Genomic DNA, 18526 nt, shown 5'->3' with positions numbered 1-18526 from the left:
CACGATGCGCGAACCGGGAAGGACAGGGATATGAGCAGCTCGAAGGACATGGAGATCTCCCGGCGGGGAGTGCTGGTGGGAAGCGCCGCGGCTGCGGCGTTGACGACTGTGTCCGCAGCGGACGCACAGACCGCTCCGGTTCAGCCGAAGCCGGCAATGATGAAGGTCATCATGAAAGTGAATGGCCAGCGCCGTTCGCTGGAGATCGACACCCGGACGACATTGCTCGATGCGCTCCGCGAGCACCTGCAACTGACCGGCTCCAAGAAGGGCTGTGACCATGGTCAGTGCGGTGCTTGCACCGTCATGGTCGGGGGCACGCGCATCAATTCGTGCCTTAGCCTTGCCGTAATGCACGAAGGCGACGAGATCACCACGATCGAAGGGCTCGGCACGCCGGACAAGCTGCATCCGATGCAGGCGGCGTTCGTCAAGCACGACGGCTATCAGTGCGGCTACTGCACCCCCGGGCAAATTTGCTCGGCCGTGGCGGTCCTGGGTGAGATCAAGGCTGGTATCCCAAGCCACGCGATGGCGGACGTCACTGCAAAACCGCAGGCCACCAACGACGAGATGCGCGAGCGGATGAGCGGCAACATCTGCCGCTGTGGTGCCTACTCCAACATCCTCGAAGCGATGACCGAAGTCGCGGGAGCGAACGCATGAAGCCCTTCACCTATGAGCGCGCAAAGACTCCGGCCGAGGCGGCCGCGCTTGTCGCCAACCGTCCAGGCGCAAAGTTCATCGCGGGCGGGACCAACCTGCTTGATCTGATGAAGCTGGAGATCGAGACGCCGACGCATCTCGTCGATGTCCAGGATTTGAAGCTCGATCGGATCGAGGCGACGCGCGATGGCGGACTGCGGATCGGCGCGAACGTCACCAACACCGCGCTGGCGTCCGATGACCGGGTCCGTCGTGATTATGCGGTACTGACCAAGGCGATCGTCGCAGGTGCCAGCGGGCAGTTGCGAAACAAGGCGTCGACCGCGGGCAACATCCTGCAGCGTACCCGGTGCCCGTATTTTTACGACCCCAACCAGCCATGCAACAAGCGCAAGCCGGGGTCAGGATGTGCTGCGATCGGCGGATATTCCCGCCAGCTGGCCGTTATCGGTTCGTCTGATGCCTGCATCGCCACCTTCCCCGGCGACATGGCGGTTGCGCTCCGGGTGCTCGATGCAACGGTAGAGACGGTGAACCCGCAAGGGACAACCCGCGCAATTCCGATGGCCGACTTCCACCGGCTGCCCGGGAGCACGCCCCAGTTCGACAATACTCTGCAACGCGGCGAGCTGATTACGGCTGTCACGCTGCCCAAGCCGCTCGGCGGTCAGCACTTCTACAACAAGGTCCGGGACCGTGCGTCCTACGCGTACGCGCTCGTATCTGTCGCCGCGGTGATCCAGCCCGACGGCACCGGCCGGGTGGCGGTAGGCGGTGTCGCCCACAAGCCGTGGCGGGTCGAGGCGGCGGAAACGGCGATGCCGCAGGGTGCGCGCGCTGTGGCGTCGCGCCTGATGGCAGGTGCCAAGCCTACGGAGGACAACGCGTTCAAGGTGGCACTGGTCGAGCGGACGCTTGCGGCGGTGATGCATGACGCAGGCATGAAGAAGGTGGCAGCATGAAGTTCGAGACGCCTGCGGGCACCAATCCGATTGATCAGTTGAAAGTCGTCGGCAAGCCGACCGATCGTATCGACGGCAAGTTCAAGACCACCGGTACCGCGCCTTACGCCTATGAGCGGCACGACGTCGCTCCGAACCAGGCCTATGGTTACGTCGTCGGATCGGCGATCGCCAAAGGCCGCATCAGGTCGATGAATATCGCCGATGCCAAAGCCGCGCCTGGCGTGCTGGCGATCGTCTCGACCCTGGACCACAAACCCCTGCCGCTCGGGCAGCAAAACACTGCCAGTCTGTTTGGTGGGGCCGAGATCCAGCACTACCATCAGGCGATCGCCATAGTCGTTGCGGAGACGTTCGAGCAGGCACGCGCTGCCGCGAACCTGATCCGCGTCAATTATGCACGAGGTAATGGCAAATACGATCTTGAGGCGCTTGCACCGACCGCCCCGCTGGAGGGTGGCGGCAGCGGTGAAGGCAGCGGCGCGCCACCGATCGATCGCGTAGGAGACTTCGAGGGTGCCTTCGCCTCGGCGCCGGTGAAGCTCGACCAGCAGTACACGACGCCAGGGCATAGCCATTCCATGATGGAACCGTTCGCGACGATCGCCGCTTGGGATGGCCCCAAGCTGACGGTGTGGACGTCCAACCAGATGATTGCTTGGGCGAAGCGCGACGTCGCCAAGACGCTAAGCCTCAGCCCTGAGAACGTCCGTGTGGACTCGCCCTATATCGGTGGCGGGTTTGGCGGAAAGCTGGCCATTCGCGCCGACGTGCCGCTTGCCGCACTGGGCGCGCGGGCGGCAGGTCGCCCGGTAAAGGTGGCAATGCAGCGGCCGTTGATCGCCAATAATACGACGCACCGTCCTGCCACCATCCAGCGCATCCGGCTGGGTGCCACCCGCGACGGTAAGATCACCGCGATCGCGCACGAGAGCACATCTGGCAACCTGCCCGAGGGGAAGCCCGAGACTGCCGTCGCGCAGACCAAGCTGCTCTACGCCGGTGCCAACCGCATGACGCTGATGAAGCTCGCGGTCATGGATCTGCCCGAAGGCAACGCCATGCGTGCACCGGGCGAGGCACCGGGGTTGATGGCGCTTGAGATGGCCATGGACGAGATGGCGGAGAAGCTGGGCATGGACCCGGTTGAGTTCCGCATCGTCAACGACACGCAGGTCGATCCTGAGAAGCCGCAGCGGCCGTTCTCTCAGCGGCAGCTGATCAAGTGCTTGCGCGAAGGCGCTGACCGGTTCGGGTGGAACCGACGCAACGCGAAGCCCGCATCAGTGCGCGAGGGGCGCTACCTGATCGGCATGGGAATGGCCGCGGCATTCCGTAACAACCAGCTGACCAAGTCAGCCGCGCGGGTTCGCCTCGATGGCAAGGGCATCGTAACGGTCGAAACCGACATGACCGACATCGGCACCGGTAGCTATACGATCATCGCGCAGACCGCGGCCGAGATGATGGGCGTCGCGCTCGACAAGGTCGTGGTGCAGCTCGGCGACTCCGATTTCCCAGCCGCAGCAGGCTCGGGTGGCCAGTGGGGTGCGAACAACTCGACTGCGGGCGTCTATGCGGCCTGCATCAAGTTGCGCGAGCAGGTGGGGCAGCGGCTCGGCATGACCAGCGACCTTCAGTTCACGGACGGGGAAGTCCGTGCAGGAGGCCGCAGTGCCAAGATCGCCGACGCAGCCCGCAACGGTCCGCTGACCGCCGAGGACTTCATCGAGTATGGCGACCTCGCCAAGAAGTACCAGCAATCGACCTTTGCCGGTCACTTTGTCGAGGTCGCGGTGGACTCGTTCACCGGCCAGACGCGTATCCGCCGGATGCTCGCAGTCTGCGCGGCCGGGCGCATCCTCAACCCGAAGTCCGCACGCAGCCAGGTCATCGGAGGCATGACAATGGGCGCAGGTGCCGCACTGATGGAGGAGCTGGCGGTCGACAAGCGCTTCGGCTTCTTCGTCAACCACGATCTGGCGACGTACGAAGTGCCGGTCCACGCCGACATCCCGCACCAGGAGGTTGTGTTCCTGGACGAAGTCGATCCGATCTCATCGCCAATGAAAGCGAAGGGCGTCGGAGAACTTGGCATCTGCGGGGTCGGCGCAGCTGTTGCGAACGCGATCTACAACGCCACCGGCGTCCGTGTACGCGAATACCCGATCACGCTCGACAAGCATCTCGACGCATTGCCAGGACTGACGTGATGACGGTCTCGTCAGACATGCCGTCGGGGATGCAACCGAACGTGGGCCGCGACCATCGAGGCGAACAGTCCCCGTTCGCGTCGTTAAGCCGTCGCGGACTGATGGGACTGGGAGTTGCGGCCGGGGTCGCGACAGGAATGCCGTCGGCTGCGAATGGTCGTGAGGCGGACCATCACGCAACGGCGGGATCACGAATTGATTCCGCCCTCGTGCAGATACTGTTCGCGGATCTTCAAGGGCCGCTCGTCGCGGGGTCAAAGACACAGCCGCCCGATCGTCTGGAACGCGCTGCGGCCGTGCTGGCAGAGGTCGGCACGATCCTCTCCCTGCCCATGCTGTTCAGCGTGGTCATGGAGGGAACGTCGCCTCCGCATTTGCTCCCGGCGCTCAAGCCCTATGCACGACCAGCGAACACACTTCTGCGCATACCCGTCGCACCGTTTCACGATCGGGCAACCGTCGCGGCGATCACCGGACAGCGTCGCCCCATCCTCGTTATCGCCGGGTTCGCAGCCGAGGTTGTCGTCCTGCAGACAGCGCTCGACGCCGTAGCTGCCGGTCACAAGGTCTACTTCGTGACGGACACGATCGGCAGCCAGTTCGAGCGAACGGAGAACGCAGCGTTCCGTGAGATGGAGATGGCAGGGGCAAAGCCAACGTCGGTGCTAAGCTTCGCAACCAGGCTCGTACCCGATTTTGTCGGAACGCCCGGAAAACAGGTGTTCGCGGCCCTGAAGCCAGTCCTCGGCCAATGAACGTGATGACGTGAGGTTGAGTGGCCGTTGAGCAAAGCTCAAGACGGAAAGTACCGCGCGCATCGTTATCTACATTCTACAACTATCACCGAACGGCTGCCCAGTAGCTGCGAGAGGCGACCCATGTCAGTTCCCGACTTTATAAAACCAAATGGCGGATGGCTCGCCGGTATGTATGCCGTTGCGCTTGCGATCGTCGGCGCAGTTCTGTTCGTGGGTGGCATCATTCTCACGACGGCGGGCGGATCGTTTTATTACCTCATTGCCGGGGCAATGGCACTTGCAAGCGGCGTGTTGATTTGGCGCGGTGATCGACGTGGTGCCTGGGTCTATGGTGCTTTGCTGGCTGTCACTCTGGCCTGGTCGGTATGGGAGGTGGGCGGCAACGTCTGGCAACTCGTGCCTCGTCTGACAGCGCCATTTGTACTCGGGCTGGGACTGCTTCTGCCCGGTGTGCGTCGTGCACCTCGACATGCGCCAGTGTCGGCCCGTATCGGCGGTTTGCCGGCGTTCGGTGCAGCGCTGGTAGCGGCGCTCGTGGTCGGGATTGCGCTCAATGCAGCAGGTCCAGGAACGCCGGCTGATCCGATCTGGCAGACGGGCGGTCCCGTCGCAGCACCCGCCCGGCTCGCTCAGGCGACGACGGCCGCGACGGCCGAGTGGCAAGCCTATGGCAACGATCAAGGCGGCTCGCGTTTCAGCCCGCTCGATCAGATCAATGCCGGCAACGTCCATAACCTGAAGGTCGCGTGGGAGGCTGATACCGGCCCCAAGCCGAAGGGGGCATATACCGGTGGGCTCGAGGTGACGCCGATCATGATCGGCGACAGCCTCTACATCTGTAACAACTATGACGGCGTGATCGCCTACGATGCCGAGACGGGGAAACGGCGCTGGTCCTTCCAGATGACGGATTCCGCGTCAGGCAAGCCGTGTCGCGGGGTCACCTACTACCGCGTCCCCGGCGCGACCGGCGCGTGCGCCGAGCGCATCTACGCTGTCAGTCAGGTGCCTGATCTCGTCGCGCTTGATGCCCGCACCGGCCGGCTTTGCTCGGGCTTCGCCACCGCGGGGCGTTACGATCTGCGGCGAGGTATGAGCCCGGCGCCATTTGGCATCTACTATGTCAGCTCGGCGCCGCAGCTGGTCCGCGGCAAGCTCGTGGTCGGAGGCGGCATCCTCGACAATCAGTTCTGGGGCGCGCCATCGGGCGTGATCCGTGCCTTTGATGCCGTCACTGGCAAGCTCTCGTGGGCGTTCGACGTCGGGCAACCAAACCGCAAGGGCGAGCCACCCGTCGGCGATACCTACACGCGATCCACGCCCAACAGTTGGGCACCGCTCAGCGCAGACGAGCGGCTGGGCCTCATATACCTCCCAATGGGTAATTCGACGCCGGATCTCTACGGCAAGCAGCGCCGGTCGTTCGACGATGCCAATAGCAGCTCGATTATCGCGATCGAAGCCGACAGCGGCAACGTCCGCTGGCGCTTTCAGGCCACTCACCACGATCTCTGGGACTATGACATGCCGTCGCAGCCCACGTTGGTCGATGTGCCGAGCGCCAGCGGTATGCGTCCTGCGCTAATCGCGCCAACGAAGCGCGGCGAGATCTTTGTGCTCGACCGCGCCACGGGCCGACCGATCAAGACGGTGCGCGAAGTGACGGTTCCGCAAGGCGGTAATGGGCCAGGCGATCGGCTGTCTTTAACCCAGCCCTTCTCGGTCGGAATGCCGTCGTTCCGGGGTGCCAACCTTCGCGAGGTCGACATGTGGGGGCTGACGCCGATCGACCAGATGCTGTGCCGCATCCAGTTCAAACAGGCGCGGTACGAGGGACCGCTGACGCCCATCGGACTTGATCGTCCAACCATCGTCCAGCCCGGCTATGGTGGCGGTGTTAATTGGGGCAGCGTGTCGGTCGACCCGGAGCGCGGCATCATGATCGTGCCGTGGATGAACCTGCCGACCAAGTCGCAGCTCATCACTCGCGCTGAGGCGAACCGCCGCGGAAACGTACTTGAGCCAACACATGGGCCGACAAATACCAAGAACCCGATGGCAAACACGCCATACGGCGCCGCCAATGGTCCATTCCAGTCGTTCCTCGGCGTCCCCTGTACGTCACCCTCCTGGGGCAACATGTCGGCAGTCGATTTGGCCACCGGTCGCGTGATCTGGTCAAAGCCGTTCGGCACCGGCGCTGACACAGGGCCGCTCGGTATTCACAGCCACGTCCCCTTCACTATGGGTGTGCCCTTCTCGGGAGGCGGCATCACGACCCGTGGCGGACTGACGTTCATTGCCGCCTCGGTCGAGCAGGCGATCCGCGCCTATGACGTGTCGAGCGGCAAGGAGCTGTGGAAGGCGAGGTTGCCCGCCGGCGGACAGGCGACGCCAATGACCTATCGCGCTCCGAGCGGTCACCAGTTTGTCGTGATTGCTACAGGGGGCAAGCCGACGCTCAAGACGACCCAGGGTACCAGGCTCGTCGCCTTCGCTATGCCGACCGCCAACGCTACCCGATAGTCAGGAGGATCTATATGACATCGCTTAAAGCACCCCTCCTTGCGACACTGCTGTTTAACGGCTCTGGTGCCGCCCTCGGCCAGGCAGCACCTGCGCCCCCGCCCGGCGTGGTCAGGGCCAAGACGGTGTCCCCAAAGCCTGGCCCTGCGAAGTATTTCACGGGCAAGGTGACGGTCGCCGAGCTGGTGAAGCCTTTGGCGCCCGGCCGTGCTGGCACCGGACTGGTAACGTTCCACTCCGGTGCGCGCAGCAACTGGCATACCCATCCCGCAGGCCAGACCCTTTATGTAACGGAGGGCTGTGGCTGGACGGAACGCGAAGGGGGGCCGGTGCAACGTATCTGCAAGGGGGACACGGTTTATGTGCCGGCAGGTCAGCGGCATTGGCACGGTGCTACCGACCAGACGACCGTGACTCATCTGTCGATCGCCGAGACTGTCGGCGGGCGCAACGTGGATTGGGCCGAGCCAGTAACGGACGTACAGTTTCACGGCCCGTCGAGATAGTAAGCGGTTCAATTTGCAATGTTTGCCGTTGATGGGTCATGTTCGCTCATGCCCATCAGCCGTACCGATCTCGCCGACTACAACTACTTCCTCGCGATCGCCCGACACCGCAACTTCCGTCGTGCCGGCCTTGATCTCGGCGTCAGCGCTTCGGCGCTGAGCCATGCGTTGAAGGGGCTGGAAACCCGCCTCGGTATCCGACTGCTGAACCGAACCAACCGGAGCGTTACGCTCACGGCGGCAGGAGAAGAGCTGCAAGCTGCGATCAGCGGCCCATTCGATCAGATCGAGCAAGCCGTCGATCGGCTCAACCGCTTTCGGGATGCTCCGACGGGGCGTATCCGCATCAACGTGCCAAGCGATGCGGCAAGCCTGTTGATTGGCCCCGTGCTGCCCGCGTTCGTGGCGCGTTACCCGGATGTCGAACTCGATGTGGCCGTCAGCAATCATCTGGTCGACGTGACAGACGGTGGGTTCGACGCTGGCATACGCTACGGCGGTACGGTTCCTGAGGACATGATCGCGCAGCGACTGTCGGCGGAGATCCGCTGGATCGTCGTCGGTTCTGTCGACTACCTCGAACGCTATAGTGCGCCGGCTCACCCCGATGATCTTGCTGCCCATCATTGCCTGCGCTTCCGGATCGGGGACGACAGCGTCTACCGCTGGGAGTTCGAGCGTGGAGATGAAGAGATTGCCGTCGCTGTTCCGGGTTCCCTGACGTTCGACGACAGTCGCGCGATCCTGGAGGCGCTCATCGGCGGTGCTGGCCTGATGTATGCCCCCGAGCCGTTGGTCGCACCGCTGCTCGCCAGCGGCGCCATACGGCAGGTGCTGGATGAGTGGGCAGCGTCGGGCCCGGGCTTCTACGCCTATTATTCGAGCCGGCGTCAATTACCGACCGGGCTTCGTCTCCTGATCGATCTCGTAAGGGAGTTGAAGCCGCTTGGACTGTGACCGCATGGATCATCGGGTCGGCTCTTAGCCGTTACCGGCGCTACGGCTCTACGTTGAGCCGTCCTCAAGGTGGCATGAACTTGGATTGGGGTAATCCAAGCACGTTCTGATGAATATCTTGTTGGCTGAAGACGGGCGCGACCGTCAAACAGCGAGATCTGATATGAACCCCACCTACGACTTCTCCGGCAAGGTCGCCGTCGTCACGGGCGCCAAAGGCGGTATGGGCTACGCAACTGCCGAGGCTTTTGCGAAAAACGGTGCCGCAGTCGTCATTGGTGACGTCGACGAAGCCGCAATCCAGGAGGCTGCGGACAAGCTCACCTCTGCCGGTTACACTGCGATCGGCATGGCCTGCGATGTCTCGGATGAAGCACAGGCCGCGGCACTCGTCGAACGAGCCGTTTCCAAGTTCGGTCGCCTCGACTTTGCCTACAATAATGCTGGTATCCAGGCTCAACCGTCAGACGCGGCTGACGAGACAGCCGAAGAGTTCGACAAGGTGCACGCAGTGAACCTGCGTGGCATCTGGACTTGCATGAAGCACGAGCTGAAGCAGATGCGCACGCAGGGATCCGGCGCGATCGTCAATTGCTCTTCGCTGGGAGGCCTTGTCGGACTGCCGGAGCGTGTCGCCTATCATGCCTCAAAGCATGGCGTGATCGGTCTCACCAAGAGCGCCGCGCTTGAATACGCGCCTCGTGGAGTCCGCATCAACGCAATCTGCCCGGGTGTCATCGAAACCCCGATGGTCGCCGATATGCTGAAGACACAGAAGGCGGCGATGGACGACTTCCTGAAGCAGCAGCCAATTGGCCGTCTCGGTACCGCTGAAGAGATCGCGCAGACGGTCTTATGGCTGTGCAGCCCAGGTGCCAGCTTCGTCGTTGGCGTGGCCCTGCCAGTAGATGGCGGTTTTACGGCTCACTGAAGCTGATGGACTTTCAAATCACTCGTCGGGCTGCAGTCGCTGGGGCGCTTGTCGCCTCTGCCCCGTGGCCGGCCTTATCAGGAGAAACAATCTTGCCTACCGAACCGACCGACGCTCGCAAATCATTCGGCGACATCGCGCCCCATCTCGCCGAGATCACTGACAAGGTATTGTTCGGGGACGTGTGGGCGAACCCGGCGCTTTCTCCGCGCGACCGCAGTCTGACAACGATCACCTGCCTGGTCGCGGGCTACCGACACAACGAGCTGGCCTTCCACGTGAAGAAGGGACTGGAGAACGGTTTGAAGCGCAGCGAGATCGTCGAGGCAATCACTCAGATTGCCTTCTACGCCGGGTGGCCGCCTGCCATGACCGCTCTGCCGATCGTGAAGAAGGTGTTCGAGGAAGCCGGCATCTGATGTCATTGAGGATAGGAGAAATACTATGAAACTCATGCGTGCGGGATCGCAGCCCTCACAGAAAGGTCCGGAGGAGTTTTTCACCGGTACCGTCCGGATTGATCCGCTGAACAGTCCGCCGGAGCCCGCTCGTGCTACAAGCGCCTACGTCACGTTCGAACCAGGTGCTCGCTCGGCGTGGCATACGCACCCGCTCGGTCAGACGCTGATCGTGACCACAGGGTGTGGATGGACACAGTGCGAGGGCGAACCGATTGTTGAGATCAGGACAGGTGACGTCGTCTGGTGCCCGCCTGGCCACAAGCATTGGCACGGGGCGACGCCAACCTCGGCAATGACTCACCTCGCGATAACCGAAGCTTTAGACGGCAAGAACGTCGTGTGGCTGGAGAAGGTAACGGACGATCAGTATCAGGGTAGATCGTAGTTGCTTCCTCGGGAGGTATTGCTACCCCGCGGATCATGACGGCCCTACCGTCTCCGTAATGTAGGGGTGGTGCAATCACCGCCCCATCCGGCGCGTTAAGGTCTGCTATGCGTTTCCCACGAGCCATCCGCCCAGGTTTGTCAGTGCTGATGATCCTTGGCACTGCGGCTACGCCAGGTCGGCTAGCACGGGCCTCTACGCCGGATGGTATGCCGTCGGTGCCCGCGAAGACCCCCGGGGCAGGGGAAACGCCTGCGACCATATCCGGATGGCAGGACATGACGCGACGTGACGTCCACGCGTTCGCGAGCGGCGCGCGGCAGAACTACATCTATGCAGCCTATCCCGACCCGGCAGCGTGGGGTGCCCGGTTCAACCTTGCGGTGGCGAAGGCTGAGGCGGAAATACCCCTCGTTCGCGACGCTGCTGGGTATCAAGCGGTCTTACGCCACCTCGCCACGACTTTCCGCGATGCGCATACGGGCGTGCAATTCCAGATGGCGCCGATTGACGCTAAATGGCCGGGCTTCCTCGTCCGCTTCGATAATGGACGATATCGCGTCACGTCATCGCGCCTGGCTGGCGTCAGGGACGATGCCGAACTGACTGCGTGCGATGGGAAACCCGTGTCATGGTGGATCGATACCATCGGGCAATACGAGATCAGCACCCCGATCGCGCTTGAGAACTCACGAATGACAGCGGCTCTCCGGCTTCTGATGGATCAGGACAGCCCGCTGCGTTCACGGCCCTCCCAGTGCGTGATCGACGGCCGTACCGTCGGACTCGACTGGAAGCCCGCACCGTTAGATGAGCTGCAGCCGATCATGCTGTCATGGCAGGGCAAACGAAAGCGTGGCGTGACCACGCGACTGATCGGGGCCGATGGCGCGTGGGTGACGCTCGGATACTTTGCTCCGGAAACCGCACGGCAAGCGTCGGACTTCCATGCAGCGATCGCAGCAGCGCCCTCACTACGGAACAAGCGCTTCATCGTACTCGATGTTGGCGGCAACAGTGGCGGACCCTATGACTGGTTCATGGGATACCTGCGCGGGCTGTATGGACAGGCTTACGCGGACTATTACGCAACGGCTCGGCTGCACATCCGCGGAGTCTATCGCCTGTCGCCGGCCTACGTCGCGCTGGACGGTGAGGCCGAACAGACAGCCGACGCATTCAAGACCCCTGTCGATACAACACTCGACGTTTATAGGGTGAAAGACGACCGGGAGCAGGAACGCGCGAAGGCTGCAGGGGAGCCACTGTTCAGGGCGGCTTCGATCCCGATCGTGCGCGGTAAGGCGCCGACCAGTCCGGTCCGCGCTCAGGTCTATGTACTTACAGATTATGGCTGTGCGAGTGCCTGTATTGCCTTCGTGGACGAAATGAAGAAGTTTCCCGGCGTTCTCCAGATAGGTCTGCCAACGTTTGTGGACAGGCGCTCGGGGTCGTCCGTCGCGATCCCATTGCCTAGTGGCAATGCGGTCGCCCACTTTGCCGCTATGACCCGTGACGGGCGCGAACGGGACGACAACGTGCCGCAGATTCCCTCCCGTCGCTTCACCGGCGATATTCGTGACGATGGGGCTCTTGAGCGATGGGTAACGCACTATGTAGCGATCGGCAGCTAATCATCTGGCGCCGAGCGCAGTTATGCTGGTTCGACGCTGCTCGATATGTGAAAAACCCAGTCGTAATCACCCTTGTGCGACAAACGGGTGATTTCGGACGGTATCGTCCCGATCGTCGCAAAACGCGGTCGCCAACCCCGATTGGCGACTATCGTGTGGTTTACGACAGGCCAGCGTGTGATCGATTTGCTCAATACCGACGTTATGGAGGCTTGATGCGCGCGTTACATCAGAAGCGTTCTGACCTGATCAGATTGTAGCGAGACGCAATGTTCTTTGGAGATGCGGCGCCTTGAATGCTAAGGGGCACAATACTGTACCCGTAAGGAGCATCAGGCGGTTGGTTCATCGAACGCCAGACGCTCAGCGACAAGGGCGGTGACGACGGCTTGAAGCACATGGATCGCCCATCGCTCCCCTGCCTTACGTGGGCCAGCTTGTACCTCACCTTCCGTGATGCCCAAAACTGGCGCGATGCCACCAATGTTCACGACGTATAAAACGCTCCCGTAAATCACACCGATCATGGCAGGCGAAAGGGATGGAACGACGCGCCGGATTGTTGGCAGCGCAGCGGCGAAGGCGGCCGAGGCACCAAGGTGGTTGGCGAACTCAACGGCGCTGGTGCCTGCTTCACCGATAACGGCGCGAGAGTTGCTTACATCGTCGATCCAATCAACTGCATCGCGATCCAGCGTCTTGGTAAGCAAGCCGGTTTTGCGACCCGCGACCATAACGGCCGTCGTGACCAACCCAGCCACTAGCCCCCCCGTGATTGCTGCCTTGTATTTTTGCATGGAAGTAACTCCTAATAATTACTCGTAAACAATCACGCGGCACAGACGGTCCGAGCCGCCCGAGTTGAAGGTCGACTAGCTTATCTGGAGGCATGAACTCGGGCAGCAGTGTAGATCGGACTGGTATATTCCAGTCTAGCGGCGAGCCAGCGCGGCGAGTGCAGCGATTTGCTGGCCGACGAACGTCGCCGTACCCTCGTCGGTGATCTCACCGGTCGCGGGATCGACCTTACCGGCGATTTGACCGATCATTACCTCGGGCTTGTTGAGCACATGAGCGTCGAGGAAGACTAGAACCTGGCGCAAATGATACTGTGCCCGCGCCCCGCCAATCGCACCCGGCGATCCAGTCTTGTCAATCGGCGTCCAAAAAGGACCCCCTATCGGCGTCCAAAAGAGACCCCCTTCGTTGGGCGGCGTGACGGTAACGGACGCGCCGTTCGCGCTGGTTGCGGCGTAGGGCGGGCGTAGCCCGTCCGGAGGCGTAACCAGCGCGAAGCGTTCCTCTGTCGGGTTCCCGGGGGCTAGCTGCGGTGCTTGAAGCGCCAGCTGTCGTTGCCGGTTTCGACGATGTCGCAGTGGTGCGTAATGCGGTCGAGCAGCGCGGTGGTCATCTTGGGGTCGCCGAAGACAGTCGGCCATTCGCCAAAGGCAAGGTTCGTAGTGACGATGACCGAGGTCCGCTCGTAGAGCTTGCTGACCAGGTGGAAGAGCAGCTGGCCGCCCGAGCGGGCGAACGGCAGATAACCAAGCTCGTCGAGCACCACGACCTCAAGGCGTGACAGCTGAGCTGCAAGCGCGCCGGCCTTGCCGAGGCGAGTTTCCTCCTCGAGCCGGTTCACCAGGTCGACCGTGTTGAAGTAGCGGCCGCGGGCGCCGTTTCGCACGACGTTGGCGGTAATGGCGCTGGCGAGGTGCGTCTTGCCAGTGCCCGTACCACCGACGAGCACGATGTTGCGCTGGCCGGCCAGGAAGGAGCCGCTGTGCAGCGAGCGCACCAGGCCTTCGTTGATGGGCGTGCCGTCAAATACGAAGGCGTCGAGGTCCTTTACCGCCGGCAGTTTGGCGGCTGACATCCGGTAGCGGACCGACGCTGCATGGCGATGGGCCGTCTCTGCCCGCAGCAAGTCCGTCAGGATTTCCATTGTCATACGCTTGCGCTGCAGGCCGGTGGTGACCGCCTCGTCGAAGGCACCAGCCATGCCCTTGAGCCCTAACTCGGCCATGGCCGTCATCATCTCATGCCGCTGCATGGAAACCTCGCAGGCTGTCGTAGCGACCGCAGTCGGCACGAGGTGGATGGCGCAGCGCCAGGTCCTCGGGTGTGGCGATGGTCAACGGTCGTGGCGGCTCGCGCCGACGGGCGAGAATGTTGAGAATGATGTCGTCGCTGGTGATACCCGCCAGCAGTGCTTCACGGACGGCCGCCTCGACGAGATCGAGCCCGTCGTCGAGCACCGCTGCAAGCACACGCACGAACCGCCGGTCGGCATCATCGCCAGCGCCGAGCTTGCGCCGCAGTCGTGACAACGCAGGCGGCAGCTCCCAGTCCTGGAACGGCGCGCCGTTACGTAAGGCGCCGGGTTTGGTCACGAGCACCGGCAGGTAGTGCCACGGGTCGTAGATGGTGCGGTCGCGACCAAAGAACCGAGGATGGTCGGCGAGTACCTCACCGCCGAGGCGCACGACGATGCGCGTAGCATAGGCACGCACCTGAACCGTGCGCCGCACGGCTTTGGCCGAAACGGAATAGCGGTTGCGGTCGAAGCTTATCAGGCACGTGCCGCTCACCGCATGCTCACTCTCGTAGAACCCGTCGAAGGGCGCGGCGACCGGCTGGAGCACACCGCGCTCGGCAGCCCATGCCTGGGCAACCGTCAGTTCCTTTTGCTCAGGGTGCTGGTGCAGGTCGGCCCAGCGGCGACATTCCGCCTCCAGCCAGCCGTTCAGCTCCTCGAGACTGGCAAAACGCAGGCGCGGTTGGAAGAACCGACCGCGTGCCGTCTGGACCTGGTTTTCGATCTGGCCTTTCTCCCAGCCGGCTGTCGGCGAACAAGCCGTAGGCTCGACCATGTAATGGTTCGCCATGACCAGAAAACGTCGGTTGAAAACCCGTTCCTTGCCTGTGAACACGCTCGTCACGGCGGTCTTCATGTTGTCGTAGATGCCGCGCGTCGGCACGCCCCCGAAGAAGGCGAATGCCCGCGCATGGGCGTCGAACAGCATCTCCTGTGTCTCGCGCGGATAGGCTCGCACGTACATCACCCGCGATGCGCATAGCCGCACATGTGCGACCTTCACCCGCATTGGCTTGCCCGCGATCTCGACGTCTTCGTGGCTCCAGTCGAACTGATAGGCCTCGCCCGGCCGGAACAGCAGCGGGATGAACGCTGGCGCGTCCATTACGTCGCGACGTCGAGCTTGCCGCCAGCGGGTAGCGTAGCGGCGCACCGCGTCGTACGAGCCGTCGAACCCCTCGCGCAGCAGCAGATCATGGACACGCGTAATGCGCAGCTTCTCGCGCCGCGGTCGTGGCTCATCCTCTTCCAACAGCGCATCGAGCCGCATCTGAAACGGCCCCAATTTTGGCAACGGCTGTACTTCCCGCCGGTACTTGGTGTCCGCCTCCGGCGCCCGGATCGCCCTGCGCACCACCCCGCGTGACAAATGCAGGTCCCGCATTATCGCCTTGATGGCTTTGCCCGACGCGTGCTCGCGCCGGATCCTCAATACCGTCTCCAATACCAACATCCCGATCTCGCCGCCTGACATCTGCCAAGCGGACAGCCTTAGACCAACGGAATGAGGGGTCCTTTTTCGACGCCGATCACCCCGCTACCGGGGTCCTTTTTCCACGCCGATCCACATCCCGGGCCATTGAGAGCGTCTCGTTCATACTCCAGAAGCCGACTGAGACGCGTCGGGTGACAGGGTTGCGACCTTAAAGCGGCTGCCTTCCCATATCGCAAGCAGACCCGGATGGGCCGGCGGAGGTCACTTCAGCCAAGCGAACGCATCGAACTCGCGTGCGAAGACAGTGCGGGCAGCACGCTCGTAAACTTTGCGCCCAGCGTCGCCGTTGGTGAGCACCACAACCGCTGCGCCCGATACGAGGTCCACGACAAACAGGTTCGCGACGCCGTCGTTGGCACCCCAGTGCCAAGCGAAACGCCGCCCACCGTCACTCTCCATTCCCCAGCCTAGCCCCCAGTCGAGTGTTCCCTTCACTCGAGTGGTCTTTGTAGAGAGTCCCGGATAGCGCCGTGCGAAAGCCAGGAACCGCGCGTAGTCGCTGGCGGTGGTCCACAATCCGGCCGCCATGTTGGGCGTCATGAATATTGGCATCGCCGGTTTGCCAAGTGCGACGGCCGCTTTCGCCCGTTCGCCTAGCATCCACCGGTCGACTGGTTTCGGCGGGCCAGCATCGCGACGCATCGCATAGCCCGCCGGGCCTTTGTCGATGAGTACACCTCCGCCTCCGTCGTGCGCCCACGCGACTGCTGGCTCGGTGCCCCTTGCCCATCCATAGGTGCTTCGGCTCATTCCCGCCGGTCGCAGGACCCGCGTCTCCACCACCTGCGCGGCGGTCTGCCCAGTAACTGCCTCGACCAACCGGCCGAGCAGTACGAAGCCCTCGCCAGAGTAGCGGAATCGCGTGCCGGGAGGGAACGCGGCTGTTAACGGCTCGCCCGCTTCGTCGCGCCAGTTAGGCAGGCCACTAGAGTGGGAGAGCAGGTGGCGAGGCGTAATCGATCGCGTCGCAGCATCATCCGTGAACGCGACATGCTCCGCCACCGGCCGGTCGAGGCCGATCATGCCCTCCCGCACCATGTCATGGACCGCGACCGCAAGAACCACCTTCGACAGCGATGCTGCTTCGAACAGTGTATCGGGTGTCGCGGGCACCGCATTAGCCTTTGCATAGCCGACCGCACCGCCCGAGATGGCGCCGGACCCGTTCAGCATTGCCCAGCTCGCGCCCGGTACTGACGCCAGGTCCATCCAGGTCGACAAGTTGGCAAGGGTGCCGGGCGTCCTCGCGGTTGTTGCATCTGCCGCCACGGCTATGGCGAGCGTCCCGAAGCAAGGGGCCGCGAGCATCGTCCGCCTGGACACCAAATCCATTATCAACTCCCGTCAGCGACCTACTTATCGCCATACAGGTTCGGCGTGACTAGGCTAGCTGATACCACCGCGCGGTAGACCGTCCACCGATCCGTCAGCGACGACCCATAATCGGTCGCTAACGCCCTTTCCCTCGCTTCCCAACTTCAGACGTTCGTCGTCTAATCGCGTTGGTTGCAAGAGGTTTCTGAGATGTCGTTGCCGAGAGCATGGTCGTCTTCGCGGTCGACATATGCCGCCGCATGATGGGGCTTCGCGGGTAACCCTTCCAAGGTTCATCACGCACTTCATTGCCATGAAGGCATAAGGTGCAACGAATGTCGCGGAATGGATCAGCCTACGTCCCGGCAGGACGTCGTGGCGCCTTGCGACGCGGACGAGCTCGGGAATTTAAGCTGCGGCGGATTTCTCCCTGAACGGTTCACCGGTGATCAGCATGCTATGCATGATGACGGCAAGCTTGCGGGCAACTGCGACCGTGGCGCGTTTGAAGCCAAGCCTTTCTCGCAGCTGTAGCCCCCATTTGCGTAGATCGCATTCGGATCGGCTGCGCGTGAGGAGGACTGTTGCTGCCTCGTAAAGGAGTCCGCGCAGGTGGCTATCACCGCGCCTGGAGATGTGACCGTCATAGTCGATCTTGCCAGACTGATAGCGCCGCGTCGTCAGCCCGACGAACGCTCCCACCGATCTCGAATGCTTGAAGTTGGCGGGCTCCTCGATCGCGCTAACGAACGACGTGGCGGTCACAACACCGACACCGGGGATCGACATCAGCAGCTGGCAGGCAGCGTTGCGCCGCGCATCCGCGAGAAGCTTGCGTCCGAGCTCTGCGGAGCGGAGGCGAACTGCGTGCCAGGCTTCAAGCAGCGGACGGATGATCTGCCCCAGGTCTGTATTGTCGGCCAGCAGCGCATGAACATGATGCTCGAACTTGCTGCCCGTCACAGCGGGAACGACGAGACCGAACGTCTTCATCAGGCCCCGGATCTGGTTCGACAGCTCGGTACCAATTCGCACGAGACGAGTCCGTGCTGCTACCAGCGTGCGAGTGAGCATGCTGTCGAAGCTCTTGACCCGCACTTCCTTGTAGAACCCGACCTCAGCCAGATGCGCCAGTCCGTCGGCATCGTTGGCATCGGTCTTGTTCGCTGCCATGTCGAGAGCCGCTTTGGCATGGCGTGCGTCGATACAGATCGCCGGCACCCCTTCGGCCGCCAGCGCGTGAAAGAACCAGACCGAGAGCGGGCCAGTCTCGAATACTACCCGCTTGGGTGCCGGCGCATGCTTGCGGATCAATGCCGCCAGAAGCTGTGGATCCGAGGAACACTTACCACGCCAAACACGCTTGCCGTCACGCCGAATGGATACGGCAGTCTCTTTCAAGGAAATGTCTAGCCCGATATACTCGTCCATGGCTGCTCTCCATCAGATGCTTGGGCCCGGCTTCGGATCGTGAGCCCGTACTTCCATCTTATCGGGGAACAGCCACTAGCTTCCATCGTGAACGCTAGGGCTTCGCTCCCGCGATTACCCCATGTTCATCTGGCTAGATGGCAACTGACGTGGCAACGAGGGAAGGGGCCACAAGGCGTCATACCGGGTTGT

Annotated in this window: 16 protein-coding genes and 1 pseudogene; 11 read left to right on the top strand and 6 right to left on the bottom strand. The window is 62.6% G+C overall.

The annotated features are described in order from the left end of the window. Window positions 1-30 precede the first annotated feature (30 nt). The 11 genes from paoA to C8J43_RS19640 all read left to right on the top strand — a co-directional run bounded on the left by paoA (window position 31) and on the right by C8J43_RS19640 (window position 11999). Window positions 31-666: an aldehyde dehydrogenase iron-sulfur subunit PaoA gene (gene paoA, locus C8J43_RS19690; RefSeq protein ID WP_133032313.1), complete on the top strand. Its 636-nt coding sequence runs from the start codon at window positions 31-33 to the stop codon at window positions 664-666. Further along, on the top strand, window positions 663-1628 hold the full coding sequence (locus C8J43_RS19685) for a xanthine dehydrogenase family protein subunit M (RefSeq protein ID WP_133032312.1): 966 nt from the start codon (window positions 663-665) through the stop codon (window positions 1626-1628). The genes paoA and C8J43_RS19685 overlap by 4 nt, the downstream gene beginning before the upstream one ends. Then, a complete protein-coding gene (gene paoC / locus C8J43_RS19680) occupies window positions 1625-3841 on the top strand; it encodes an aldehyde oxidoreductase molybdenum-binding subunit PaoC (RefSeq protein ID WP_133032311.1) in 2217 nt (738 codons plus the stop codon). The genes C8J43_RS19685 and paoC overlap by 4 nt, the downstream gene beginning before the upstream one ends. Further along, a complete protein-coding gene (locus C8J43_RS19675; RefSeq protein WP_133032310.1) occupies window positions 3841-4596 on the top strand; it encodes an isochorismatase family protein in 756 nt (251 codons plus the stop codon). The genes paoC and C8J43_RS19675 overlap by 1 nt, the downstream gene beginning before the upstream one ends. 123 nt (window positions 4597-4719) lie before the next feature. Next, window positions 4720-7125 (top strand): membrane-bound PQQ-dependent dehydrogenase, glucose/quinate/shikimate family, encoded by a 2406-nt coding sequence (locus C8J43_RS19670; protein ID WP_243645693.1) that lies wholly within the window; start codon window positions 4720-4722, stop codon window positions 7123-7125. 14 nt (window positions 7126-7139) lie between these two features. Further along, window positions 7140-7631: a cupin domain-containing protein gene (locus C8J43_RS19665; RefSeq protein ID WP_133032309.1), complete on the top strand. Its 492-nt coding sequence runs from the start codon at window positions 7140-7142 to the stop codon at window positions 7629-7631. 48 nt (window positions 7632-7679) lie between these two features. Then, a complete protein-coding gene (locus C8J43_RS19660) occupies window positions 7680-8588 on the top strand; it encodes a LysR family transcriptional regulator (protein WP_133032308.1) in 909 nt (302 codons plus the stop codon). 109 nt (window positions 8589-8697) lie between these two features. Continuing rightward, entirely contained in the window at window positions 8698-9519 is an 822-nt protein-coding gene (locus C8J43_RS19655; RefSeq protein ID WP_243645692.1) for a glucose 1-dehydrogenase, read from the top strand. A 92-nt stretch (window positions 9520-9611) separates the two neighbouring features. Next, window positions 9612-9938: a carboxymuconolactone decarboxylase family protein gene (locus C8J43_RS19650; protein ID WP_132741184.1), complete on the top strand. Its 327-nt coding sequence runs from the start codon at window positions 9612-9614 to the stop codon at window positions 9936-9938. 25 nt (window positions 9939-9963) lie between these two features. After that, on the top strand, window positions 9964-10365 hold the full coding sequence (locus C8J43_RS19645) for a cupin domain-containing protein (protein ID WP_133032306.1): 402 nt from the start codon (window positions 9964-9966) through the stop codon (window positions 10363-10365). A 278-nt stretch (window positions 10366-10643) separates the two neighbouring features. Then, window positions 10644-11999 (top strand): S41 family peptidase, encoded by a 1356-nt coding sequence (locus C8J43_RS19640; protein ID WP_133032305.1) that lies wholly within the window; start codon window positions 10644-10646, stop codon window positions 11997-11999. A gap of 332 nt (window positions 12000-12331) precedes the next feature. On the opposite strand, the gene C8J43_RS19635 is transcribed toward C8J43_RS19640, so the two are convergent. From C8J43_RS19635 to C8J43_RS19615, 6 genes and pseudogenes are all read right to left on the bottom strand, one after another. Then, window positions 12332-12796, bottom strand: coding sequence for a hypothetical protein (locus tag C8J43_RS19635; RefSeq protein WP_133032304.1), 465 nt, complete (start codon window positions 12794-12796; stop codon window positions 12332-12334). A gap of 246 nt (window positions 12797-13042) precedes the next feature. Further along, a pseudogene (locus tag C8J43_RS22600) lies at window positions 13043-13147 on the bottom strand (NAD(P)H-dependent oxidoreductase); the annotation flags it as partial. A 173-nt stretch (window positions 13148-13320) separates the two neighbouring features. Beyond that, complete coding sequence (istB, locus tag C8J43_RS19630) at window positions 13321-14049, bottom strand: IS21-like element helper ATPase IstB (protein ID WP_133032303.1); 729 nt, start codon at window positions 14047-14049, stop codon at window positions 13321-13323. Further along, a complete protein-coding gene (istA, locus tag C8J43_RS19625) occupies window positions 14036-15547 on the bottom strand; it encodes an IS21 family transposase (RefSeq protein ID WP_133032302.1) in 1512 nt (503 codons plus the stop codon). The genes istB and istA overlap by 14 nt, the downstream gene beginning before the upstream one ends. 243 nt (window positions 15548-15790) lie before the next feature. Then, on the bottom strand, window positions 15791-16921 hold the full coding sequence (locus C8J43_RS19620; RefSeq protein WP_133032301.1) for a serine hydrolase domain-containing protein: 1131 nt from the start codon (window positions 16919-16921) through the stop codon (window positions 15791-15793). 390 nt (window positions 16922-17311) lie between these two features. After that, window positions 17312-18334: an IS110 family transposase gene (locus C8J43_RS19615; RefSeq protein ID WP_133032300.1), complete on the bottom strand. Its 1023-nt coding sequence runs from the start codon at window positions 18332-18334 to the stop codon at window positions 17312-17314. Between the last annotated feature and the right edge of the window lie 192 nt (window positions 18335-18526).

Source organism: Sphingomonas sp. PP-CE-1G-424 (assembly GCF_004341085.1).
In the GTDB taxonomy this organism is placed as follows: Bacteria; Pseudomonadota; Alphaproteobacteria; order Sphingomonadales; family Sphingomonadaceae; genus Sphingomonas.
Note: the sequence above shows the minus strand (reverse complement) of the source record. Positions and strands in the feature narration are given on the sequence as shown.